The organism is Burkholderia sp. MSMB1588, from assembly GCF_001546925.1.
Lineage (GTDB): Bacteria > Pseudomonadota > Gammaproteobacteria > Burkholderiales > Burkholderiaceae > Burkholderia > Burkholderia humptydooensis.
The window spans coordinates 72,977-97,456 of sequence record NZ_LNJS01000004.1; the positions used below are offsets into that span (position 1 = coordinate 72,977).

The following is a 24,480-nucleotide window of genomic DNA, read 5'->3' on the forward strand; positions in this document are numbered from 1 at the left end:
GGAAGCAGGACGACGATAACACGCGAAGCGAAGAGGACAGCAGCCATGACGGTGGCAAACAAGGAAACGGCGGCGTTCGTGCTGGACGACCGAACGATCGGGACGCGGCTGGATATGTTTCGGGCCTATAGCCGGAGCTTGCCGTATGACAAGTTCGATGGAGGCGGCCCGTGGCCACCGATGGTCACCAACTGGGCACAGGTGCTGCTGGGGTTTGAGGCGGGTGCATGGGATCCGCAATCGCAGGACCACACGAGGATTCAGTCGGCAGCCGATCTGAGCTGGCCGTACGTGCGCGAGCGACTGGTTGCGTGGTATGACGCGCCGGAGCGCGCGGACGGAAGCATGCCGCCGGAGCGCGCGTTTCTGCTGACGCTGCTGGGTTTGCTGGAAACGCCGCAGGCGCTGCTGAATCAACTGCCCGCTCGGTATCGCGATCTGTATTACCGACAGATGCTCGCAGTGTCGCCGCGTAGCGCACAGGCGGACCGGGTCACGGTGCGCTTTGTGCTGGTCGATGGCGTGCGCGAGCAGGTGCTGCCGGCCGGCTTGCAACTGGATGCGGGTCAGGACAGCGCGGGCACGCCCCTGCTGTATGCACTGGACCAACCGTTGGCGGCGAATGCGGCCCGGTTGACGGACTTGCGCTGGGTGGTGCGCGATCCGTGCGTGCCGGGCGGGCGTCGCGCGCGCGTGGTGCTGGATGAGGCGGCCGGGCAACCGTGGCCGGCCCCTGGCGTGCGCTTGTTCGAGGCATCGCCGGCCAAGGCAGGTGAGGCGCCGCGCTCGGACGCGGACCGGGCGGTGGCGAGCGGGCGGATTGTTGGCTCGCCAGTACTGGCGGCCGCTGGGGGCGATCGGCAGTGGATCGTGACGTTCGACAGTGAGCCGGTGGGGCCGCTGCGCATGGCGCTCAGCGTGGCCGATGCGTGGGTTGCGCTCGACTGTACAAAGAACGACGGGACGACATGGACGATCAAGCTGGCAGCCGACGGTCCGGTGCCGAGCGCGGTGACCGCGCTGGACGGTTTGAGCTCGGCGACGCCCTTGCTGCGCGTGACGGACGAGACGGGCGAGCCGGTGCCGGCAATCACAAAACTGGAGTTGACGGTGGCCGGCGCGGTGGGCGTGCATTGTGCGACGGATGACGGCACGACCCTGAGCGGGGGCGGCTTGCCGTTTGGCGAGACGGCGCAGACTGGTAGCGGGCTGAGCCTGATCTCGGCGGAATGGTGGCGGCTGGGGCCGAAGCTGCAGCAGGTGACGGTGACGCCGACGTGGGCGGGATTGCCGCCGGTCTCGTTCCCGCAGTGGTACGGGCCGGACAAGCAACAAAGCGACAAGAATTGGCTGAAGCTGGATCAGGATCTGAATGTCGATCTCAAGAACGGCAAGGCGCTGGATGAGCTAACTGAATGGCCTGCAAACACCCTTGCACACCGGGTAACGAATCAGAGTGTGCAAGATGTGAGCGCACTGATTAGCGCCGATCAGGGCTACCCGGGCAAGCCGACGAACAACAATGCCTTCACGGTGCAGGCCACGCTGGTTCAACAGACGGGGAAGCCTCAGCCTCTGGGAGGCGTGCAAGCGTTGTTTAATGATGACGCGGAAAGAGTACCGGTTGGGAAATTGTTGAGCGTACCGCTGTCGTCGGTCCCGGCGGCCGCGATCGATGCGCCGACGCCGGACGATGACGATCCGGCCAAGTGGCCGTGGCGGGTGCGGGTGGCATTGAGTCAGTCGTTCTTGCAAGCGGCATACGTCGCGCATCAGCAGGCGCCGTCACAGGCCGTGACGTTGCTGACCGAGCAGACGAGCAAGCAGCTGGTGCCGGACACGATCACCACGAAAGACCAGTGCAAGGTCTACAAAATGGTCGACTCTGGTCAAAAGGGGCTGGACGGTAAAGAAATTTTTCTGCCGGCGATGAAGGAGGAAATACTCACCATCGTCACGCCGGTGCCGGTGACGCTGCCCAAGGCGCAGTGGCAGACACCGTATGTGCCGCAATGGACCGGGCTGCAGGTCGATTACAAGGCCTGCGACACCCAGGTGAGCCAACAGGTGATCACGCCGTTCGGTTACGCCGCGCAAGACGACGCGGCGACGCAGGCGCCGGCCGAAGCGGAACTGTATCTGGGTCTGGACGGCATCGAGGCCGAACAATTGTTGAGCATGCACTGGCAACTCATCAGCCCGGCAGCGATGCCACTGGAATGGCAGTACCTGACACCCGGCGAACGGTGGACGCGCTTGCCGGTAATCGACCAGACACAGGGATGGCACACGAGTGGTGGCTGGTCGGTCGATTGGCCGGGTGATGCGAGCCGTACGGCCACGAGCCTGCCGGCGGGCCGGATGTGGTTGCGAGGTCGGGTGCGCCAGCTGGGGCTGCGCGACGCAGACCAGATGGCCTTGGCGACGACGCCGTGGTTGACGGGACTAGCGACCAATACGGTGACGGCCACCCTGGTGGCGCCCGAGACGGTGCAGTCGGATCATTTCGAGGGTGGGTTGCCGGCCCTGCGCGTGACGCAGGCGCTGGGTGCACCGGAGACGGTGCAGCAAGTCGAACAACCGTGGCCGTCGTCGGGGGGGCGGGCGGCGGACACGCGCGCGGTGTTCGAGGCACGCGTGGCGCGACGCCTGCGACACCGCGAGCGTGGCTTGAACAATATCGACCTGACGACCTTGCTTCACGAGCAGTATCCGGGGCTGCGCGAGCTGACGGTGCTGCCGCCCGAGCGCGACGAGAAAGGGGCGCTCAAGCAAACGATCGTGGTGATGCCGGGGCCGAGTCTGAGCGATAGCGCCGACGTGCGGCGCCCGGGATTGAGCGCATCGCACCTGGCGGATCTGGTGACGTGGCTGAAGGCCCGCACCTCGCCGTGGCTGACGCTCGCATGCGTGAATCCGGCGTATGTGCCGATGAACGTGAGCTGGGACGCGGGCTATACCGTGGGGGTGAGTCGCGCAATCGGTTATGCAAAAGCGGAGGCGGCACTGGATGCTGCGTTGGTCCCGTGGGCGGATGCCTCGGACGACGGCACGGTGCAGGCGATCGGCCAGGCGGTGACGCATGAGCGCGTGCGCACGGTATTGCGAACGGTGGCGGAAGTCGCAAATGTGAATGCAGTGTATCTGAATGGTGTATCCGACGCGCATGCCACCGGTGGCGTGCCGGGGATGTCGATCGCACCGAATCAGGTGCCGGTCGTGACGTGCACACCGCTGGAATACACAGGTGTGTCGGTAGCGTGGTTGTGTCCTCAGGCGGGTACTCGCGGACTGATGTTTGGGCAACTGACGATGGTCGGAGATGGCCGGGAGCGCGCGACGGTGCAGGTAACGCTGCCCAAACAGGTCGTCGGTCTGGGGGCAGCGCCGATCGATACGGCGGATGCGGACGTATATCTGATCGATCTCGAGACCGGACAGCGCTTGCCGGGTGATGCGCCGAGTGGTGCCGGTCTGTGGGCGAAGCCGAGTCAGGCGCCGGTTCAATGGGATTCGGCCTGTTATGCGGAGCCACGTGGTGCGGCGCCGTCAATTGATCAGTCGGATATGAGGATCCAGTACTTCGATGTGGGCGCAAGCGCGGGGACAAGTGGCGTACACCGGCTGGGCGTAGCGGTGGGGCTGAAGGTCGACAAGGTACCGGATGTGACGTTGCAGTCGGCCGTGGTGGACGCGTGCGTGACGGTGAACGTACGGTTGGCGTCGACGGCGGCGCTTTGGTTGGATAAGGCGCGGTGGCGTGTAACGTTGGAGAGTCAGCAATCGGTAAGCGCACCGGACAAGTGGAGCGCGACGCTCGAGAAGTATGTGTATGGCATGAAGGATACGCAGTGGCTCGAGAGCGTGCTGAAGTTTGCGGTGCCGGGTGCGATGAGGGCTGGAGTTTTGAAGGACAAAACAGCATGCGAGGTGAAGGATGCCGGGTTGCATCCGATCGCGGGCATAGCGACGCCGCACGGGGTGGTGGGTGGTGCTGACAAGTGCCAGGACGAAGTCGTGTTGTGGTACGTCGATCCGCAGCCGAACCAGGTCTACGGAGTGGATGTGGGCTCGTCGATCGGGCAGGCGAAGTTGGGCAGTGCAGTCAGCTTTACGCCGGATGTGCGCGTGCCGCGACAGCTGGCCGTGTATGCGCTACGGTTGAAGACGGATCAGGACGCAAAAGCAGACAAGACGAAGATTGGTAAAGCGGTGGGTATTGTGTCCGCGACGTGCGCGGTGACGATCGTAGACGCGAGCGCATGGGGGGCGCAGGTAGGGCAATTGCAAACAGAATTGGGTATGGTGCCGACGCTTCAGTTCCAACCCGTGACATGGAAATGCGAGAAAGGGGCCCCCATCTCGATCACGGGGAGTTTACCCGGTAGCGTGACATGTGCGGTGACGCGGTACCTCTTGCGGTCCGACCCGGCGTCCGATCCGTTGCCGGCCTTGTCGCGAAAGGATAAGGATCCGGTGACGCGAGACGCTGCGAAGCGTGCTACTGCAGAGGGCACGTCAGGGAGTGGACTTGTGGTGCTCGGATCCGACACCCTGACGTCGTTGCGGGGGCATAACGACACGATTCATTTGTGGTGGGCGGATCCTGATCCTGACCTGAAACTCGGTTTCGCGAGGGATTCGGCGATTGGCACGATCAAATTTACCAACGACATCACGTTCACTGTGCCGGCCCGTGTATCTGGCAAATGGGCGCTGTATGACATGCAGATCAAGACCGAACGTTCGCCCACTTCCACTGACAGTGATCGGATTGGCGTCAAGTGCGACGATATGGTCACGCAGTTCGGTGCGAGTGTCGCGGTCAGCCAAAATCCGAGTGGCGCATTGACACTTATGCTCGATACATTGAGTTACGGCGCTCCTGAAATCCTGAAGGTGGAATCGTGAACTGGCACCCAGACATTCGCACCTACGGTTGGGTAAAAGCCGGCGATTGCCTGATCGTGGCTTTGCGTCGGCGCAAGGCGACACGATGGGGAACCGGCCGTCAGATGTGGCGTGCTCACACGGCGTTTCATCGGCCGAGTGCCGCGACGCGTCGCGGTCGCGGGCCGCACGTCCATCACGGCATCTATGTCGCTGCAGAGATGGGCGACGTATTCGCGTGCCAGTCGCTCGTCGATCACAGCGTGCTCCCTCCTGGCGCCGCTCGGGGCGTGTGTCCGATGCGACAGGCCAGAGGGCGACGGCTCAGGTGGCGATCAATGGTACACAACAAACGACGGGCGATCCGCGTGACGCGCCCAGGGTGGCTTCGCGTGCCACCGAGGACTCGGGAGAACGAAAGCCATGGCTGATACCAAGATGCGGGCACGGACCACCGCGAACGCGGTGACCGAAACGGTCCTGGAGCAGATTCACTTCGACACGCTGTGGTCGACTGCGCAGGACGCACTGGAAGTCTATGCGGGACAACGCTGGAGCGCGCGCGATGACGCCGATCCCGGTGTAACGTTGCTGCAGGCGTTCAGCTATGGCGTGTCGGACGTCAGCTATCGGCACACGTTGCCGCTGACGGACCTGCTGACCGAGCAGACGCCGCCGCCGAATCCACAAGCGGAGGAAGAGTCACCGCTCATCCATCTGAAGCACGATGACGGGATTTTTGCGCATGAGTTTGGTCCGGAACAGTCGCTGACCAGTAGCCCGGTGACGCTTGATGATTACCGACGGGCGATTCTGGATTTGACCGTGCCGGTGGCGCAGGAGGACCAGAATAAAATTGACACGTTTTGTTTTCGTGACGTGCAGATCGCGCCAGTTGCACCGGGCGACAGCTATGGCTACACCTACGACCCGAATCAGTACGCGTTCCAGTTTTTGTCGGACGCGACGCCTGAGGCGGCCCGCTATCGCGTCTCCGGCCGTTATCGGCTGTGGGTGACCCTCACGCCCGGCGTGCCCGCGCCGGCTGCACAGACCGCACTTCAGAACTATCTGAAAGATCATCGCAATCTGTGCGAGTGGGAGATTGTGCCCGAGCCGTTTGTCGCAGTGGTGCTGCAGCAACCGGCTGTCCAGTTTGTGATCGACGATGACCTGCCGGTGGGCGATCAAATGAATCAAGCGATCGCCCGCGCGATTTGGGCGATCAACCAGGCGCTGCTTCCCGCGCCGCTGCGGCAATCCGCGGCTGATCGCCTGGCGCAAGGTGAGCCGGCCGAACAGGTGTATGCCGGTCCCAAACTCGAGCACGGCTGGATCACGCAGCTGCCACCCCGGCGTCCGGTGGTCGATGGCCAGCTCGGTTTATATACCGTCTCGCTGCAAACGCTGTCGGCTGCCGTAGTGGGGGTGGTGCCGGGAATGAAGGCCGTCCAATGGGCTGGTGCGAAACAAACACCGATTCAAATTCCCGCCAATCAGCAGGTACAGATGTGGGTCAGTGCGGACGGGAAACTGGATCAACCCGGCCAACATATTTCGATCTATAAGCGTGGCCAAAAGGTGAACCCCGATTGGGGAATTGGCCTCGGGGGGGCGTTTGAACAGTTGCGCAAGGATGCACAAAAGGCCGAGCAAGACAGCCTGCGGCAGCTCCCGTACGGCAGATACCGGAATCCAGGGTTCTATCGAACGGTGGGGGCGAGTTTGCCGCCCGTCTATGGCTTGCAACAGGCCGCAGAGGTTTTTGCACCGGGCAAAGACGAGGCCGCGCGCCGCTTGCTACAGTTCCTGAGACCGGTTGAACAACTGCTGGCCAATAGTGCGGATCAGTTGGAGAAACTTCCGAGGCTGTTGGCGTTCGACGGACGGGATCCCAACGCAGGCGTATGGGGCGCAGCCCATTGGCCAAAAAGGGAAGAGGACCCGCTCGCGACAGAGCAATCTCAGCAAGTGTTCGGCTTGGACTTGTTGACTGCGCTGGATTTCGAAAGCATTCATCAGTCACAGGACAATGAAAAAGAACTGGCAATTCTCGATTACCTGCTCGGGTATTTCGGGGAGCGGCGCGCACTGCGGACCCTGGAGGAAAAAAAGCCTGAGCAAGCCACTTCAGCTGTGGAGTTTCGTCTTGTCCAACAGGGTTTCCTGCGTCAAGTGACGCGCCTGGCGTATGACCGTGCGGCGATCAGCATCAGCAAGGTGTCGGCCCTGCAACGCAAGATTGCCGCGCGACTCGGTGTCGGCAGCATGTTGTTTGATGAAATCCTGCAACAGAAGAACGCTCGCTTTCCGCAAGAGGCGCTTCCGTTTTATGTGATTGAGCATCAGGAACTGCTTCCCGGCGCGCCAGCGCCTGGGCTGATACACGCAGGTGCAGATTGGCCGAAAAACCAAACCGTCAAATTGGTATCTATCTCTACAGATGAGAAAGATTTGACACTCGTTTTGGATAATGCTGGGAGTCAGAAGCTTCAGCCAGGGCAGTTGATTGAATTGCAGGCACAAGATCTGGGTGACACGAAGAAATTCATCGAGCCGATTACGGCTATCGTGATTCACAAGGTAGATATTTGTCTGAATAACGACGCCGTTTCCGTTCACATCAATTTGAGCGACCACGTCAGACTGAAGCGCAGTATCAAAATTCTGCAGGACACTGCACACTATATTTGGCATTGGCGGCTCGCACAAACCTGGCTGAAGCGGGTCGTGTACGAGCTGGACTACAGTGATAAGGCGCATCGCGATACAGATCCTCAGGTAGAGCTACGTGTGATCCCTTCATTTCCTGTCGAATTTACGGCGGGGCAGCGCTTTGCATTACGGCCCAAGGTACGCTGGCAGAGTGTTTGGACAACGGCTGACTTGCAAGCCTCGGCCTCATTAAAGGATGTTGTGGTCGAGGTCGTGGCTGCGAATCCGATTCAAGGAACCGTAACGGTGAAATGGATCGCGGATTTGGAAGTTGAGCAAAGAACTACAGACCCGCTGCGGGTCGATCCCGTCAATTTGACAACGACAAAACGGACGAACGCCAATTGGTCGTTGACGACCACTAATCCCAAATATCTCTATGCATGGTCCGTGCCCTATGGAACTGAAAGTTTTTCGTTCACGCTGAGCGTTGTACTGAACCGGGCCTGGTTGGAAGGTAGTGAGAACCCGGCCGAGCTGAGCCGGTGGATCGAGCAGATCGTGCGTGAGGAAATGCCGAGTCATTTGAATTTGCAGATTCATTGGCTGAACGACTTCGGCAACTTTGCAACCAAGTACCGGATATGGCAAAACGACGGCCGTCCAGTGGGCGACCAATCGTACGAACTATTGCGTCTGTTGGGGATTGGCGAACGCCCGGTCGACCAGCGCTCCGGCATTGGTTTTGTTCGTGTCGCGACCCAGGATGAGAGCAAGGCATATACGGACTATGTGAAAGGCATAAAGATCTTGCCCGAGCGCCGTAGTTACCTTCAAAACACAGCTGTCATCTACGTTGAGCAGAAAGCGAATTTAGAAAACGTTATCTGATGAGCTAAATTCAGAATATATCTAAATTTGAATGTCGAGACATTCAGATCAATAGGAGTCCATATCGTGAAAGAAAATAAGTCCGTGGTGATGAGCGAGCTGAGGAAGCACTTTGATGAGTGGCATGTGCCCAGCGATCAGGACTTCGCGGATTTGATTGATGTGGCCGCTCTTTCGTTTCAGCCAGGTAACGGGCTGGCGGGGGGGGATCCGTCAAAGAGTGCTGGTGTGGTCGCCGTGGACAAAATCACCGCCTTGGTAGTCAAGACCGCTGAAAAAGGGGGGCTTTCCGCATCGAGGGACGGCGTGATGGTCGAGGTAAAGGGAGGCGGGTTGAAGCGTGGCCCTCAAGGACAGGTATGTGTCGAGGTTGGCACAGACAAGGGCGTAACCGCTGAAGGTCCCGGTGTTGCCGTTCAAGCCGTCCAGCCGCTGATAGTAAAGGACGTGGTGTCATTGAACATTGACAAGGGGCTGAAGTGGGTGGGTAACACCGTGAGTCTGAATGCGGATGGCAAGAGCGTCGCGCTGAACCCCGAGACGGGAGTGGCTTACGTGAAATGCGCTGAGAACGGTGGTCTGAAAATCGACGACAAAGGAAATCTGACGGTTGATCTGGACAATATTTTGAAATCATCCTGAATCAGGTTGATTGAGTCAATCAAGAGCGCTTGTCCGTTCGGCCAAACAGAAAATTTTGGACGAGGAGAGCCATTATGGCTTACGAAACTATCAATGTAGCGGATTTGAGGAATAAATTTAACGCTGGCGCCACACCGAGCGAGGACGACTACCAAAATCTGATCAGTCTGGCGGCGGTTGGGAGTCGGGCGCTTGGGGCCGATCAAAATAATGCTACTGAGCCGAAACCAGGAAACGGTTTGACGCTCGACGCAGACAGCAAGCTGGCCGTGAAGGAAGGTACCGGGATTCAGGTCAATGCAGATGGCGTGGCCGTGAAAGTGGACAACGCCACGGTGAAGGTCGATGAGACGTCGAAGGCATTGGCCGTGAAACTCAAGACGGACACCAGTGGACTGGATACCACGGGCGGCCTACATGTGAAAACTGGCCCGGGGGTGACGGTCGGTAGTAGCGGCCTGACGATTGCACGGGCGGACAAGAGTGGGCTGTCGGTGGCGAACAATAAATTGAGCGTCGATATTGCTTCCACGAAATCCGGATTGGATTTTAACGAAAGCGGTGCACTGGTGGTGAAGGTCGACCCGGCTGAGGGAAATTTTATTGAGAAAAAAGACGGTGGACTTGCGATCAATGCGGATGGGATCAAAGCGATCGGGGATTTTCTCAAGAATGTGTCAATCAAAGCGCTAGACGCGGCTGATAAAAATACGTCGCACGGTTTCAAGAAAGATGTCGATGAAAAGGCGCAAGATCATAAAAGCATAGAGTATCAGATCTCCGAGAAACTCAATGTCGCCTATGCCGAAGGTTGGAACCTGCAGCAGGCCATGCGGCAGTTGGCGGCGTTGTTGAAGGAATTTAAAAAAAACAACGAGAATAAATTTGTAAAGAATAGTGTTATCTCGCTTTCTGGATTCGATGTATATTTAAATCTATATGCCCGTGGCGGGGCGCCGTATACGAAAAAACAGCTTAAGATGGCATGTGTCGGTGCTGATGGTAGGGCCGCTTGGGTTGAATCGGTTCAGGATCAGAATATTCAAAATATTGATTCAGGCATCTATGCGGTCGTCGGTATTGTAAGCGAAAAAGGATTCCCCGATGAACGCGGCGAGCACTATACGCAGCAAGCCGTAATGGTTGTGGCGGGTAAAGCCGACAAAACTGATGAGCGAGTGATGGCGGTGGTGGGGGGATGGGACTTTAATGGGGACTGGGGTCGAGATGTAGGTGCTTGGCACTATACTCCGACGATCGATCCTTGTCCAGCGTATAACGTTGACAGAGGAGTGCTTGACGTATCAGGTGTAGATATCGATGAGTTTAAATGGGGTGATCTTGTAAAATCAGAATATGTTAAGAATAACTTGAGTGATGCGCTGGTGCAGACTATCGCTAGCACCGATGGAATTGTCAAGACGAATATAGAAAAGAAGGCGTACGATGGAAGTGATTACGGCCGCGAATGGAGGCAGAAGCTAGGTAAGCATGCGTACGATTGGTACGATGAGGCAGGAAAAAAAGCGCTAGCCGCGCTGCGCGGTGAGACGCAGGAGAAAGGGGCTCTCGATTACTTCACGAGTGCCCATACGGGAGAGGATGCTCAGCAGTCGATCGCTTCGGCGGTGAAGGCAATGGTCAGCAAACTTGTTGAAGTTGGATACGCAAAGTGGAGTAATCCCGATAGCAAATGGAGCAACACACAGAAAACTATCGCCTCGGCGCTTGTCGATGCATACAAAGCTGGTTCGAGTGGGCACACGCATTCTGATGAAGAATATAACGATCTAAAAAATGAATTTGATAAATTTAAGATCGACCATAATTACACTAATGAACAGTATGATAAAGCGCGTGGCGATGGTGTTAAGGACGGTCGGGCAGCGGTTCTTGCTGATATTAAAAAAATGCTTAATGATCGTAATCATGATATCCAGTGGAATGAAGGTGGCTCCCACCCTCAGAAATGGACTGTCGGGGTTTTTTCAACTGAGACAAGAGAGTTCACGAAAGGGACTACTGGCTACTACGAAACTACGGAAAGACTTGGTAATGTTCTTACTGAGATCAAAAACATGAATTGATGGGGTGAGATGGTTGAGGTGTAATTGGAGTGGAGAATGGATGGGAGGGGCTCGATCAGAGGCAACATCTGAGTGAACATCGTTACGGTTGGCGCCCGATCGGTGGGATTGGTCCTATTTTGACCTTGTCCCGCTGTCGACGTCCGCACAGCTAGCAGCAAACGTGGTCGATTAGCGCATTGCTAAACGAAGCGTGCATGGGGTGGGTAAATGAAGAATGGGACGAGAATTTACCGGCGCGATCTATGGCCCGCATGAGCGTATGCAACGAGCGGCGCGACACGTCGGGCAACCGACGTGCTGGTCGCTCAGATTAGTAATTCAACGGTGCCGATTCGAGGCACATGTCAAGAATACCTTGATGTAAAGGGGCGATTGTGAAACAGGCCAGCGTGGAACAAATCCGCGTTCATCTGCGCACATCGGGGCGAGAGGCAGAGCCCCTGCAGCGTCGTTGCAGCACGTGGTTCCACGAACATGGACGCGCGCCACTGGCGGCGCTGCTGACGACGTGCGCGCAGGAGCACGAGGCTGGATTGTCGATCGACCGCCTGACGCTCGACGTGGGCGAAATCGCGCTATCGCGCTTTGAAACGGAGATGAGTGAACGAGTAATGACGGCATTGGCAGAACAACTCCGGAGCTATCAGCGGGTTGCCGGAGCAAATGGGGTAAGCGACACAAACGGTACCTGGCCGGAGGCCCTGTACGCGAATGCAAACGACATGCGGCCGAATGCCGGATGGGATGCAACGATGCACACGTCATCCGGCGCGCGCGCGCGGGATGCGTTTGCACAGTTGCTGCGCTATCTGGATACCGGCTATGTGAGTGATTCGCGGCCGTGGTCCACGCGCGAAGCACGCGAGCGCTGGCTGGTGGCGGCACTCGAGGCGAGTGCGTGCGTACCTGCTTCGGATACAACGGCGCCGCCGCAAGTCGAACTGGCGCTGCGCGTGTTGGAGCCACGCGCCCGACAGCGGCTCGTGTCGACGCGGTCCGGCTTGAGCGTGTCGACGTTGATTGGGTGGTTGATTGCCCCGACGCGACTGCCGATTCGAGCCCAACGAGAAGATGCCCGACTGCTGCCACTGGCGGCTCTGATCGCGCTACAACAGCACCCCGAGGCCGCAGCGTATTACGAAGCTGCATTGTCGACCGTGTCGCGCTCGCGTGCGACGTCGATGGCGTCGACGGAAGAACCGCCCGGCACGGACACAGCTGGACTGGCCGAGCCACTTGTCCGGCCCGGGGCTTCGCTCGAATTCGGTCGACCCCAACCGGTTACGAGAGCGGCGTCCAACGAAGCGGAACACGAGCCGGACGAAGCGTCCGCATCGTCGCCCGGCGACCACACGCTCGACACCTGGCTCGACACGCTGCTGCGTACCCCCCTGTCGGCGCCGCTGCGCACGCAATTGCAAGAATGGCTGCTCGAGCCGTCGTGCACCCGTCAGATGATACCGCGGCTGGCTAACCTTTCGGCGCCGGTGCGTCAACGGCTGCGCGCGGTGCTTGGGCTGCCGCTACCGCCTCCGACGCTACATGTCAAGCGCAGCGAGGTGCCGAAAACACCCCCCCGTTTGCCCACGTCGCCAGCGTCACAACCCTCGCCATCGGTGGCCGAGCCGACTGAACCGTGGATCGTCTCCAATGCCGGCCTGGTGTTGCTATGGCCGCTGTTGCCGAAACTGTTCGACACGTTTGGCTGGCTCGACAACGGTCGTTTTGTGGAGGACGCGGTCCGCTGGCAGGCGCACGGCTGTCTGGACTGGCTCGCGTGGGGAGATCTGGAGTTGGCCGAATGGCGCACGCCGTTCACGCGGTTGCTGTGCGGGATCCCGCGGGATGCACCCTTCGAGCCGCAATCGCCCACGCCCGAGCGTCAGGCTGAGCTCGATGCGTGGCTGACCCAGACGTTCGCCGCGCTGCCGACGTTGAATCGCTGCAGCGTCACCGATTTGCGGGCGTTTTTCTTGCAAAGGCCGGGGACGCTGGTGGACGACGAGCACGTGACACTGACGATTGAACCTGACGCGACCGATGTGCTGTTGCACAGCCTGCCGTGGCCACTCACGCAAGTGATGCTGCCGTGGCTGTCGGCGCGGATTGGAGTGAACTGGATATCATGAAAACCGAACTGACCGAATCGTCTAGTGGCACCCCGGATACGGTGCGCACGATGCGCACGAAACCTCGACGCGTCCGACGAGCGCCCGACCCGACATCGACGCCTGCGTCCGAATTCGACATGATCGGGCCATGGCTCGAATACGCGGACCACGTGTTGCAAGGGATGCTGGTGTGGCAGCAACAGCACGCCGAGGATCGCTTCAACATGCAGGGGCTGCTGCAACCGGCGACCGAACCCGACGTGGCCCGCACGCAGCTGCACGGCACGCCATACTGGAGCCGTACCCCGGCGACGGCGCCGTGGCTCGACGCGTGTCAGCGACCGGTTGCCCGCGGGCGGCTGGCTGAGGTGATCGAGCGTTTTGCGCTGACGCCGTTCGAAACCCAGGTGCTGGTGCTTTGCGCGTTGCCGCTGTTTGAACCGCGTTACGGACCGCTGATCGCGTACCTGCAGGGCGACGGGAGTGCATGCTGGCCGGGCATCGAGTTGGCGTTGACGCTGTTTAGCGCGACGCCGATGGAGCGGATCGCGAACCGTCAGGCCTTGTGCTCCCAAACTGGTGCGCTCCTGCGCGCAGGGCTGGTGTACTCAGCGGAGCGCAACGGACGGCGCTCGACGCGCAGTGATGCATATTACCTCCGTCTGGATGAAGCTGTATTCCACTATCTGAGCGGGGGGCCGGCCCAGACGCTGGGGACGGGGCTGGCGGAGGCGGCCACGTGGTGGCAGGCGACGCCGAACGTGACATTGCGCGAAGGGGGCTGGGCGTCGTGCGCAAACGATATCGTACGGGTGTGTTTCGAGGAGAGCGCACACGGTGCCCCGACACTCGTCTTGCTGCAAGGTGGGCATGGCCGCGAGGCACTAATGGGGCAGTTGGCACGCGAGGCGGGACGACCGATGCTGCTATTGGATCTGCGCCTGCTCCCGCAAGACGAAATCGATGCCTGGGCGCTGCTGCGCTCGGCGCTGCGTGCGGCCCGCTTGTATGGGGGCGTGCTGCTGATGCGCGCGCTGTCTGACGGGGCCGCCCGTCACCGCCGGCTGCTGGACGCGCTGGAACCGCATCTCGCTGACCATGGGCAGCCCGTGGTTTGTCTCGTGTCCGAGGAGGAGGCGGGCGACGTGTTTGCCGGGCTGCCGCAACTGCGCATCACGATGCCGCCGCGCGCGCACGAGGACGACGCACAACTGCTACAGGCAAGCGTGGCCGAGCCTGCGCTGGATGGCGACTGGGACTGGGCGGGGCTGCTCAAGCGTACGCGCGTGAATCCCGATCTGTTGGCGCAGACGTGGCGGGAGGCGCAAGGTTACCGGCTGCTGCGTAGCCCGACTGCGGGACTCACGGAGCGCGACTTGCAACAGGCATTGCGTGCGCGTGGGCAGCAGCATTTTGGGCCGCTCGCGCAACGCGTGCAGTCGCGCCGCACGCTCGATGAGCTGATCGTGAACACGAGTTTAGGTGAGCAGTTACGGGAGATCCTGGCGGCGATCCGGCACCGGGACGCGGTGCTGGATCGCGGGTTCGCCCGCAAGGTCGGTTACGGGACCGGGATCAGCGCATTGTTCTACGGCGAGTCGGGCACCGGTAAGTCGATGGCCGCGGAGGTGCTCGCGGGGGAGCTGGGGCTGGATCTGATCCGGGTGGATTTGTCGACGGTCGTGAACAAGTATATCGGCGAGACAGAAAAGAATCTGTCGAAGATTTTTGACCTAGCCGTGGCCGACATCGGCGTGCTGCTGTTTGACGAAGCAGATGCGCTGTTCGGTAAGCGTAGGGAGGTCAAGGACGCACACGACCGGCACGCGAACATCGAGGTGTCATATCTGTTGCAGCGGCTTGAACAGTATCCGGGATTGGTGGTGCTCACGACGAACAACCGGGCGCACCTGGACGACGCATTTACACGGCGGCTGACGTTCATCACGCGCTTCGACACCCCGGATGCGGTGTTGCGCGAGAAGATGTGGCGCGCGATCTGGCCGGCGCAGGTCGCGGTAGACGATGCGGTGGATTTAGCGCTATGGGCGTCGGTGACGGAGCTCACCGGGGCGGGTATTCGGAATGTGGCGCTGCTTGCGAGCTGGCTGGCGGCCGAAGAGAATCGGGCGGTGAATCGCGCGGATATCGAGCGGGCGGTGCGGCGCGAGCTCGGCAAGACGGGGCGGATCATGCCGGCCTTGCCGACGTGAGGATGGCAAGGTGGGTGGGATGCGCGGCATTAGAGCAAACATAGCCGGATTGACGTGCGGTCAGAACAATGAGGACAGGGATCATGACGAAGAGCAATGGTACGGCGTCGAGTGATAAGGCGCTGATCACGCTGAATCAGAATATCGAGAAGGCGCTTAAGCGGTATGTCGACGCCGCGATCGGTATTCGATTTGATATGGTTGATAAGGATAACTTGCCAAGCGATCCAACTATATGTGTGTTTCTATATGATATTCAGGAAGACCTAGAGATGCGGCATGGACAGCCGCGCCACTACCAGGCGACGATGAATCAACTGACACCTCGGCTGGTGCATGTCCGCTGCTGTTATCTGCTGACTTATTGGGAAAAATCGCAAAGCAAACCGGTCCTGTACGACGGACAGCCGGTCGGGGTTGTCAATGACGCGCTCAATGCGCTGCTGAATATGCAGTTGCCTGAGCTGCCGTCGACGTTCGTGCGCGTCATCGCGCCATCGGAACACTTGTCGAGCTTGGGAAATTTTTGGCAATCGCTGGGCGATAAACCACGTCTGTGTCTGAATTTTACGGTGACGATTCCGATCCAGGTCGGGCTGGATCAGCATGAGAAGCTCCCCCCGGTGTTGAGCGCGGAACTGGGGGAGCTAGCCGAACCGTGGGAGCAGTACGACACGGCGTGGCAGTTCAAGCGTGAGGTGGTGAAGCAAGTCATGGCCGAATGTGCGAAAGACACCGAGATTGATTGGGTTTCGGTGCGAACGCAATTGGCGCGTTTGCAGGTGGTGTGCGATTACGGGACCGCTGAGCAGCCACAAGAGCGACCGGTCATTCGTATTTCCGGTCTGCTGGATATGCAGCTGAAAAGTATGGTATCGGAGATTCTCAGTGACGAGTTTTTTTACAAAAAGTGGGAAAATTTTTTGATCGACGGTAATGGAGTAAATATTTGTCAAATAGTCTGACCGAAGCGCTTTATTTGAATCAACGAGTTTGACACGAGGGGGCATCGATTCGGCCGATGTCGTAAGTGAAGTTCATCAGGATCGGTCACAGAGGTGGGGTGCAACCTTCACGGGAAAGGGAGAGAGCATGACGCAGTATGCGGCGCTATGGCAAGCGGCCTCGGAATGGAGTGGACGTGAGTGGCCGCAGTGGGATCTGACGTTGGTGAGCGGGGTGTTGTGTGGTGCGCTGGTGTTTCTGTTACGCAGCCACGAACCGTCATTGCTGCGCAAGGTGCTGTATTTCGGTGTGTCGCTGGTGGGCGGGTTCGCGGTGACGCCAGAAGTACAGGAACACGCGGGCTTGTCCGAATGGCCGGCGGCCTTTTTGTCAGCGGCGGCGGTCGTCACCCTGGCCATCGTGGTGTTGGACTGGTCGGAGAAATCCGTGCCGGCCTTGCTCACGCAGGCGGTGCAGCGTCTCATCGGAGGCGCGCGCGGGCGGGACAACCAGAACGGCGAGGGAAAATGATGGATAGGTTGATCGATTACTTCAATGCATACAGCGTCTGGGATCTGCTGCTGTTGTGGCTCAATGGGGTGCTGGCGACGACGATCTTTTTGATTTTGTTGTTCACCAATAGCGCCGCGACGCCGCTGGGACGCCCGTTGACCCTATACGAACGGGCCGTGCGCTTCGTGCTGACGGCTGCCTATGGTGTGCTGACCGTGCGCGTGTGGGCCGGATGGTACTTCACGCCAGTCGAGCCCACCCATGTGGCAGTCAATATGCTGGTGCTCGTGTTTGTCGCGACGGCCCGTGGGGACGTTGCGGCTATCGTTCGGGCGTTGCAGCAAATCCGGGCAGCCCGTCATGGGGCGCAGGATCCACGCAAGTCGTCGTGACGGAGCCGCTTTCATGGATCAAACAATGTTTGCGCATGCCGCTCAATTGTCCGCGGCATTGGCCGAGCGCTGGTATGGGCCCGTGAGCGCGGCCATGCGTGAATTCGATATTTCGACGCCCGCGCGACAGGCGATGTTCATTGCGCAAATCGGGCATGAGTCGGCGGGTTTTACACGCCTGGTCGAGTCGTTCGATTACTCAGTCAATGGGCTGACCGTGTTTGGCGCGCGTTTATCGCGCGGCGAGCGGACCCAGCTGGGACGGCAGCCGGGCGAGCCCAACGTGCCGCTCGCGCGTCAGCAGGCGATCGCCAACCGGGTGTATGGCGGAAGGTTGGGTAATGGCGAGCCGGAGACGGGGGATGGCTGGCGCTATCGCGGCCGGGGTTTAAAGCAGATCACGTTTGCTGACAACTACTGCGCGTGCGGGCAGGCGCTGGGCGTCGATTTACTGTTACATCCCGAGTGGCTCGAGCAGGACGACTATGCGGCGCGTTCGGCGGGGTGGTTCTGGCATGCACACGATCTGAACCGGTATGCAGATCGCGGCAACTTTGCCGGGACGACGAGGCTGATCAACGGCCCGGCGATGGAAGCCGAACTGCAGCGTGAGGCACGCTGGACGCAGGCGCGGCAGGCGATGAGCGTGTAAGGGCGTGGAACGAAGACTGATAAGGGATGTGCCGGGTTTGGGCAGGCTGGGGAGTGACAAGTGAGTGGAAATACGATGACGGCGATTCAAGTCCTGCTGGGCAGATTGAGCGGCGGTGCGGGGTTCCTGGTGCGTTATTGGAAGGCGGTCGCGACCCTGGCATTAGGCGGCGTCTTGGTCTTGGTGATTGGCACATTCACGATGCAGAGGAACGTAGCATGCCGCGAGGCGGCTAGCGAAGCACACACAATCGAGGCCCATCGTCAGCAGATCGGCCAACTTCAGTCCAGTGTGGTGCAGTTGCAGCAGGCGATCGATCGGAAGAACACAGCAGTTTCGCGTCTTACCGATGAAGCAGCCCGGCGGCCACAAGCAGCGACGTCGGCATAGATGCCAGCGCAACAGGACAGCGAAACGCTGCGTCTGCAAATTTCGCATCGAATGCTAAGAATCGTGATTCATTGTCAAATCTGGGGTATGCGGAAACGGGAAGGATGTGAGAGATGTCGGCGGCGATTGAAGGAAAATATCTCTTTCCCGAGTAATACTTTCCAAAACGAACATCATAAGCGTTACGAAGCGTATGCAGGAAGCGAACAGCATTCAAGCGGTGGAATCGGACATCAAGGGCGCGCCCAGTCTGGATGATCTGATCAAGTGCGGGCGCGGCATATGCTTCGGCAGGCAGTCGAGAGAGATTGGCAGCGATGCTCTAGCAGTTTCGAACGTGAAGGCAATTGACGGCCGGCGAGCGGTCGCCCGCAACGGTTACCTATCGCTGGGCAAGTTTGTCGGGGTCGCGGGCTCGGTGTCCGTTCAAGTGCCAAAGGTCCGCGCGCTCTCTGGATGGGGTGTGAAGCCCAGCTCGGTGATCGTGCCGCCCTACACATGCGTGAGTCGCCGCGCTTGCCGTCGTCGGGGCCTGACTGTATTTGTGCGGGATCCCGACGGGTGACATGAGCGAGGTGCAATCGGAGCTTCTTGACCACCAGGTTATGGGCTTGTCGGCCAATGCCGCAAACCTAATCTGTCAGATGTGAGCTGTAAGTATTCAGGATCAGAAAATCGTGGAAGCGTCAGATTAAGGACATGGTATGAATCTATGTCGAGTAGGATTCCTTATATAAATTGTATGGTACACAATATTGTGTAGCGAACTGATCATAGACAAGAACTAGGCAAGGAGGTCGCTGGCTGCCTTGGTGAAGTTGATTGAGGGAGAAACCATGTTTGGGGCGTTGAGAAGTATTGGGCCATACCTAATTGCTGTAGCGATCGGTGCGTGCCTTGGTGGCGGACTCGCGACGACGATTGGAGAGTGTCGGCTCGCTCAGGAACAGGCGGCGCATGCTCGTGATAACCAGCATCACGCACAAGAGATCAAGGCGATCTCGGATGAGGCGCTGTCTGCGCAGCAGAAGGCATTGTCAGAGCGTGACGCCGCGGCGCAACGAGTCGAAGTTCTGAATACACAACTGATTAAGGAGTCTGAACGGCATGAAGATGAGAACCGCCGTTTGCGCGCTGCTTTGGCAAGCGGCACTGAACGGGTGCGGGTCGCAGTCGCCCATTGTTCAACCAGTAGCAACGGTTTGCCCAAGCCTACCGGCTCCGCCGGCGTGGACGATGGAGGCACCGCCGTCGGAGAGCTCGACCCAGCGGTTGCGCAACGCGTTTTCGGGGTCACCGGAGAGGACCAGTACGAAATCGACAAACTGACGGCGCTGCAAGGTTACGTGTGCGCGATTCGCCCGGACACGCCCGCTTGCCGGACGCCGTGATTTTCGCAAAGCTATGCGGCCGAATCCACAAGGGGACTGATAAGCGCCTGGCACGAGGCGGCTTGATGGCTTGGCTTGGCATGCCAAGTTGGGAGGATCGCGGTGGAGCAAGATTCGATTAAGCAAACCGTGTGTGATGAGCCCGCCTTTCGTTCGGTATGTCTAGGTTTGTACCTTAGTGTGCGAGTACAGTGGCTGCTAGAGAGAGAGAAGCGACATGCATTTGCGAGTCGGGATTCAACCGCACAATTTGCGCTTCCTAATATATTTCGCCTTCCATTCGGTCGCGTATAACGTTGACAAAAAGAAAGGAAAGAAGGAATGCTAAAGGTACTAAGATATGTGCACGCGGCCGAGTTCAGGGTGACGTCTGTGCAGCGAATCAAGAATGGACAAGGCATGAGCGCGATGGCCCGCAAGCTGGGAGTTTCGGCGCAGACGCTGCGCAACTGGGTGAAGGTGGCGTGGGTCAGGCAAGCTGGACGGTGTTTGTGTGCATCGGTCAGGCAACCCTGTGCAATAGGAAAGCGGGGTGTTGGAAGCGGCGATCCTCAGCAGACGCGTCGACGCAGTTGTTGAACAGACTGCGAAAAAGGATTACGCATGGCTGTCTGGTTTCAAGAAGTGCTTTGTCCGATGAGAAATCGGGACGATTATATCCGATCGAATTTGGCATGTCGGATTTTGATATGATCGATTTTCGAAGAATATAAAAGATATGAATTATACTCGACGCCTGATTGCTTGAGCGTCTCAGATGTGAGATGTATAGGGTTGTTCGAGCGAAAGGCAATGATAGATCATATGTATAGTCATGGAGGATTTCGAAAAATCTGATTCACTTGTGCTCACGCCAGAACTGGGAATTTTTTAATTTTATATAGGGCGAATCCCTGAAAGGTGCGGCAGATCAAACGTGCAACGTCCTCATGAGTGTAACAAGATACTTGCAGCATCTCGGTGCGTGGCTGACTCGCGGTGCCTACCACGGAGATGATCGAAATCAAGGTGTTAGCTTTGATGGGCGAGTTAGCCGAATGACTGCTTGAGTGTCCGGGATGGATTCAAAATCATCATGCTCGGAAGAGTCGCTGGGAAGTTTGCTAAACCTGTGGGTACTGCTGTCGCGGGCTATACCATCGATCAATTGCAAAAGAAGAGGAAAGACCAAGCATCATCGGACGTTGACGCGGGTCCCTCTGGGCAACAGCAATCGCAAAGGAAATCGGGGCTGCAGACAGGAAATCAGTACTTGGAGAACAAGGCTAAATCGATGACACCAGGATCGGATGCAAACGTCCTGACTGAGGCCGCGCAGAATCAGGTGTCGAAGCGAGTAGATCTGGGTAACAAAACAGTCAATGTTATCACCAATCCGAGCCAGACTTGCGAGAATCTACAAACCTTTGGTACTGAAACGAGGCAACTGGCCCAGACCGTGTGGGGTGCCCAGCGCATTGCAACAGGTAACGCACAGGTGAGCCCGCACGATGTTGCTTCCGTGTCTAAAGGAGCAGCGATAGATGTAGCCCATAATTCAAAGAGTATAGTTGTAGGCGCCGTAAAGGGATCGTTTGCTGCTGCGACAACTACCGTAGAGATCGGGAGGATCATGCCGATGAAAATCGACTTCGCTTCTTTGAGTACGATCGCCAAGCTCGTGAATTCAAAGCTGTGCCAAAACCTTGGGAGAAGGACCCCGACCTTTGGAGTAGGTACCAGCCAACGTGACAATGCCTTCTTTTGAAAGCCTAGCCATGCGAATTGGAGACTGATATGCTGTATGATCTCACTAGAAGGGGCCGCAGGAGCGTCCCCCTGTCCCGCCTCGGCGATATCAACGAAGAAGAGGTCGAACGAGAAATCGAGCGCGAGACGTCGAACTCGCCTTTGCTCAGGATCAATCAAAACGGCAAACTTCTAAGCGCGGAGTCGGGTGTCAATCTTGACGAAACCCAAGACTCGCTCCTGACCCACAACAAGATATTCGAAGCTAAGATGTCCATGAGTATCATGGACAATCCTGGCAAAATAGGTTCGTATCTCGATCAATATGCCGGCAAGCTCGCCAGGGTTTTTGCGGCGCTCAAGAATGAAGCCAGCGTCCGCGCAATGCCTGTCACATTTGGTGGTAAAGCTATGACGTTGGGCGAGGTGTTTGAGCGAACAACGTTCACGCCACTACGCTCCACATCCGACCAGATTGGCAGAATGTCCGGCGCTGAGACGAGCGATGTCGAATCATGGATACTCGCCTCCCTGAACAAGCCGATTTCGGCTCGAGAATTCAAAGAGTTCCTGACGCGGATAAAACTATTCAGCTCCTTCGGTACGACGGTGTGGCAGCTCCTCACATCGAGCAGCGGCGCAGTCGCAAACAAGGACGCCGTCAACGCCCTACTGGCTAGTGCGGGCTTGAGTGAAAGCAATCACGATCTGCTGACGCCGCGATTTGCTGAATTCAAAAGAAAAACCCGATCACTGATTTTTGACGATATGATTACGCGTGCCCGCAGTGAAAGAATGCCCCTTGTCCAAGGTATGCCCGTGTCGGGTATCTATGAAAATGCCGGTGACTATGGTTTGGGGTTTGGGCAAGTCGTGCAAAAATCCCGCATCGAGGCTGAAACGAGACAGCTGAGAGAGTTGCTGGATGTCGGCGGGAAAAACGCCCAGATCAATGCGATTCCGCGTCAAAATGCACCGATCGGCGATCTCAATCGACCTTTCATGCTCTCGGATAAAGAATTCTCGAATCTACCCGACGAGTACAAACATGTGGGCCTGGCCGAGGATATACAGAACCACATCTTCAATCATGGCGTTGGCATCAATCGCTGGCAACCCTATGGCATTTATGGCACGGACGCCAACCGAAGCGGATACCCGTCAGCTGGCGCGCAATCGGGCGGCACCACGGACGTAATGCTAGCTCTGACGATGCTGGAACTCAAGAATCATTCCATTTACAGTCATGAAAGCAAGGATGCTATTCTCGCCATGACACTGGCAGTTTCTGCCTTTATGAATTTTGGGGGGTATCATACTTTTTCAGAAGTTTTTCCCATTGGTCAGGCGATTGTTGAAAATATTCGTTTCATTCCCGCCGAGGTAGCGAGAAAGTTCAGAACAAGCAGGCTCTACGAAGAGATGATGAGGGTTTATATGAGTTATCTGGATGATGAGGAGTCCGTCAGGGCGCTAAATAAATTTGAAGCCACGCATCGGAAATTGACCCTCCCGCTGAGGCATAAAAACGTGAATAAAGTGGCACCGGACGAATATCAGGGGGAGTACAGCACTGTATTAGCCGCAACTCGATCTGACAGGTAGTCGGGCCGTTAAAGAAGAAGCGGTCAATGTGGAATGAGTGTAAGCGGCTCGGCTGGGCCGTTTCCTCACTCGCGCGCGCGTGAGGCATGATGGTGTTGGCGTGTCGGAGTCCGTATAGATCACGGGGGATCGTTCCACGATCGCCGATCGTGGACACGATCCATCCCAATCTATTCAGATCTACCCGGTTGAGGGTGTAGGCGGGGTGGCCGGCTTCAGTTTGTCGGCCACGTTCCACGGCAGCAATTCGTCGATGCGAGAGATCTTGTGATCAGTGATGTAGGCCAGGACGTATTCCAGATAGGCACGCGGGTTGATCCCGTTGAGCTTGCACGTTTATGCCGTGCACCGAACTATGCCGAGCGGTTCTCCTGGCAACCATCTGCCGGCGTGCGACTGCGGCCGGTTAAGTCTGCATGGGTCGAACTTCCTTCGTAAGCGCCCGGCGAAGGCGTCTTGACGGGAGCGATCGCGGAGGTGATCAAGCGCTAGTCGGTGCCCAGCGATGAGGCAGCAACGCGGCGATGTCGTCGGCACGGTGAGTCGGCAACCGGGTCAAGACGTCTATCAGGTAGGCCAGTGGATCGTGGCCGTTCAACTGCGCTGAACGGATCAACGTCATGATCGCAGCCGCGCGCTTGCCCGCGCGTAGCGATCCGGCGAACAGCCAGTTCGATCGTAAGCGCTCGACATGTACTGTCTGTTCATGAGTGCGCGACACCGGCAATCTGATTCCCATCAGATGTAATGGGAATCAGATTGATGAAGCCAGTGGTGCATGGAAGACAACCGGGATCGAGGAACTACACGAAGGAGTTTCGGGAAGCGGTTGCTGCCGAGGCGAACGATCCGAATCGCTCGATTGCCGAGGTAGCGGGTGCGCACGGCTTGAACGCCAATATGGTCGCGCAGTGGCGAAGAAGCTTACTCGATACGCAGCGTGCACCGTCGGTACCAAACATCGCGCTGCTGCCGGTTGATGTGGTCGATCTGCCTGCGAAAGACGTCCCACACCACGCTCTGCCGCAAACGCGGGATGTGTCGGCGAGCCCGGCGATGCCGCCGAGCTGTGAAATCGAGATCGAGGTCGGCAAACGACGTATTCGTATCCGCGGTGTGTCGCAGGAGTTCGCCGAACAGTATCGAGGGTCGGCCGGGATTCGTGAATATCTGAAGCTTCGGATATTCACGATTACCCACACCGGCAGATTAAGAGTATGCGGTCAATGACCGACGCCCTTCCAATGAAGGGCAGAAGGTCAGAAGCTAAGTGTCCGCGTGGACACATGCACTCAGACCGTGATGAGCGAGAAACAAGACCTTCGTAAGCGCGAATTTCTCCGCACGTAGCGCGACGGATTGAAAGACGTCA

Annotated in this window: 16 protein-coding genes and 3 pseudogenes; 17 read left to right on the forward strand and 2 right to left on the reverse strand. The window is 58.2% G+C overall.

Annotation, left to right across the window (positions count from 1 at the left end):
- The first annotated feature begins 45 nt into the window (after positions 1–45).
- From WS92_RS29820 to WS92_RS29880, 16 genes and pseudogenes are all read left to right on the forward strand, one after another.
- Complete coding sequence (locus WS92_RS29820; RefSeq protein WP_059928575.1) at positions 46–4,911, forward strand: hypothetical protein; 4,866 nt, start codon at positions 46–48, stop codon at positions 4,909–4,911.
- 402 nt (positions 4,912–5,313) lie between these two features.
- Entirely contained in the window at positions 5,314–8,436 is a 3,123-nt protein-coding gene (locus WS92_RS29825; protein WP_059928577.1) for a hypothetical protein, read from the forward strand.
- A gap of 66 nt (positions 8,437–8,502) precedes the next feature.
- Positions 8,503–9,078 carry a hypothetical protein gene (locus WS92_RS29830; RefSeq protein ID WP_141668123.1) on the forward strand — a complete coding sequence of 192 codons (576 nt, stop codon included), beginning with the start codon at positions 8,503–8,505 and terminating at the stop codon, positions 9,076–9,078.
- Between the two features lie 74 nt (positions 9,079–9,152).
- Complete coding sequence (locus WS92_RS35380; protein WP_141668124.1) at positions 9,153–11,165, forward strand: hypothetical protein; 2,013 nt, start codon at positions 9,153–9,155, stop codon at positions 11,163–11,165.
- Between the two features lie 377 nt (positions 11,166–11,542).
- Positions 11,543–13,297, forward strand: a complete 1,755-nt coding sequence (locus tag WS92_RS35385) for a contractile injection system tape measure protein (RefSeq protein ID WP_141668125.1) — start codon at positions 11,543–11,545, stop codon at positions 13,295–13,297.
- The gene (locus WS92_RS29840) at positions 13,294–15,492 is read left to right on the forward strand and encodes an ATP-binding protein (protein WP_082743478.1); all 2,199 of its coding nucleotides are present in this window, start codon (positions 13,294–13,296) and stop codon (positions 15,490–15,492) included. The genes WS92_RS35385 and WS92_RS29840 overlap by 4 nt, the downstream gene beginning before the upstream one ends.
- Before the next feature lie 83 nt (positions 15,493–15,575).
- Positions 15,576–16,457, forward strand: coding sequence for a Pvc16 family protein (locus tag WS92_RS29845; protein WP_171845262.1), 882 nt, complete (start codon positions 15,576–15,578; stop codon positions 16,455–16,457).
- Between the two features lie 127 nt (positions 16,458–16,584).
- Entirely contained in the window at positions 16,585–16,968 is a 384-nt protein-coding gene (locus tag WS92_RS29850; RefSeq protein ID WP_059928591.1) for a putative holin, read from the forward strand.
- Positions 16,969–16,976: 8 nt separating this feature from the next.
- Positions 16,977–17,342: a phage holin family protein gene (locus WS92_RS29855; protein ID WP_141668126.1), complete on the forward strand. Its 366-nt coding sequence runs from the start codon at positions 16,977–16,979 to the stop codon at positions 17,340–17,342.
- Positions 17,343–17,355: 13 nt separating this feature from the next.
- Positions 17,356–17,994 carry a glycoside hydrolase family 19 protein gene (locus tag WS92_RS29860; protein ID WP_059928598.1) on the forward strand — a complete coding sequence of 213 codons (639 nt, stop codon included), beginning with the start codon at positions 17,356–17,358 and terminating at the stop codon, positions 17,992–17,994.
- Between the two features lie 75 nt (positions 17,995–18,069).
- Positions 18,070–18,384 carry a hypothetical protein gene (locus WS92_RS29865; RefSeq protein ID WP_059928601.1) on the forward strand — a complete coding sequence of 105 codons (315 nt, stop codon included), beginning with the start codon at positions 18,070–18,072 and terminating at the stop codon, positions 18,382–18,384.
- Between the two features lie 193 nt (positions 18,385–18,577).
- Positions 18,578–18,949 carry a hypothetical protein gene (locus WS92_RS29870; protein WP_059928604.1) on the forward strand — a complete coding sequence of 124 codons (372 nt, stop codon included), beginning with the start codon at positions 18,578–18,580 and terminating at the stop codon, positions 18,947–18,949.
- 247 nt (positions 18,950–19,196) lie between these two features.
- Positions 19,197–19,775 carry a lysis system i-spanin subunit Rz gene (locus WS92_RS29875; RefSeq protein WP_331457896.1) on the forward strand — a complete coding sequence of 193 codons (579 nt, stop codon included), beginning with the start codon at positions 19,197–19,199 and terminating at the stop codon, positions 19,773–19,775.
- 321 nt (positions 19,776–20,096) lie between these two features.
- Positions 20,097–20,234, forward strand: a pseudogene (locus tag WS92_RS36895) (helix-turn-helix domain-containing protein); the annotation flags it as partial.
- A gap of 616 nt (positions 20,235–20,850) precedes the next feature.
- Entirely contained in the window at positions 20,851–21,522 is a 672-nt protein-coding gene (locus WS92_RS35395; protein ID WP_141668128.1) for a hypothetical protein, read from the forward strand.
- A gap of 29 nt (positions 21,523–21,551) precedes the next feature.
- The gene (locus WS92_RS29880) at positions 21,552–23,108 is read left to right on the forward strand and encodes a hypothetical protein (RefSeq protein WP_059928615.1); all 1,557 of its coding nucleotides are present in this window, start codon (positions 21,552–21,554) and stop codon (positions 23,106–23,108) included.
- Between the two features lie 180 nt (positions 23,109–23,288).
- Here WS92_RS29880 and WS92_RS33925 read toward each other — a convergent pair.
- Positions 23,289–23,444, reverse strand: a pseudogene (locus WS92_RS33925) (transposase domain-containing protein); the annotation flags it as partial.
- Positions 23,445–23,589: 145 nt separating this feature from the next.
- Positions 23,590–23,787 (reverse strand): annotated as a pseudogene (locus WS92_RS33930) (transposase domain-containing protein); the annotation flags it as partial.
- A gap of 83 nt (positions 23,788–23,870) precedes the next feature.
- Here WS92_RS33930 and WS92_RS33935 point away from each other — a divergent pair.
- Complete coding sequence (locus tag WS92_RS33935; protein WP_171845263.1) at positions 23,871–24,338, forward strand: transposase; 468 nt, start codon at positions 23,871–23,873, stop codon at positions 24,336–24,338.
- Positions 24,339–24,480: the final 142 nt, after the last annotated feature.

Coding starts and splice junctions, on each gene's coding strand:
- WS92_RS35380 (WP_141668124.1), top strand. CDS start 9,153: ATGGCTTACGAAACTATCAATGTAGCGGATTTGAGGAATAAATTTAAC.
- WS92_RS33935 (WP_171845263.1), top strand. CDS start 23,871: ATGAAGCCAGTGGTGCATGGAAGACAACCGGGATCGAGGAACTACACG.
- WS92_RS29880 (WP_059928615.1), top strand. CDS start 21,552: ATGCTGTATGATCTCACTAGAAGGGGCCGCAGGAGCGTCCCCCTGTCC.
- WS92_RS29850 (WP_059928591.1), top strand. CDS start 16,585: ATGACGCAGTATGCGGCGCTATGGCAAGCGGCCTCGGAATGGAGTGGA.
- WS92_RS29825 (WP_059928577.1), top strand. CDS start 5,314: ATGGCTGATACCAAGATGCGGGCACGGACCACCGCGAACGCGGTGACC.
- WS92_RS29845 (WP_171845262.1), top strand. CDS start 15,576: ATGACGAAGAGCAATGGTACGGCGTCGAGTGATAAGGCGCTGATCACG.
- WS92_RS29820 (WP_059928575.1), top strand. CDS start 46: ATGACGGTGGCAAACAAGGAAACGGCGGCGTTCGTGCTGGACGACCGA.
- WS92_RS35395 (WP_141668128.1), top strand. CDS start 20,851: ATGCTCGGAAGAGTCGCTGGGAAGTTTGCTAAACCTGTGGGTACTGCT.
- WS92_RS29860 (WP_059928598.1), top strand. CDS start 17,356: ATGGATCAAACAATGTTTGCGCATGCCGCTCAATTGTCCGCGGCATTG.
- WS92_RS29840 (WP_082743478.1), top strand. CDS start 13,294: ATGAAAACCGAACTGACCGAATCGTCTAGTGGCACCCCGGATACGGTG.
- WS92_RS29870 (WP_059928604.1), top strand. CDS start 18,578: ATGCAGGAAGCGAACAGCATTCAAGCGGTGGAATCGGACATCAAGGGC.
- WS92_RS29865 (WP_059928601.1), top strand. CDS start 18,070: ATGACGGCGATTCAAGTCCTGCTGGGCAGATTGAGCGGCGGTGCGGGG.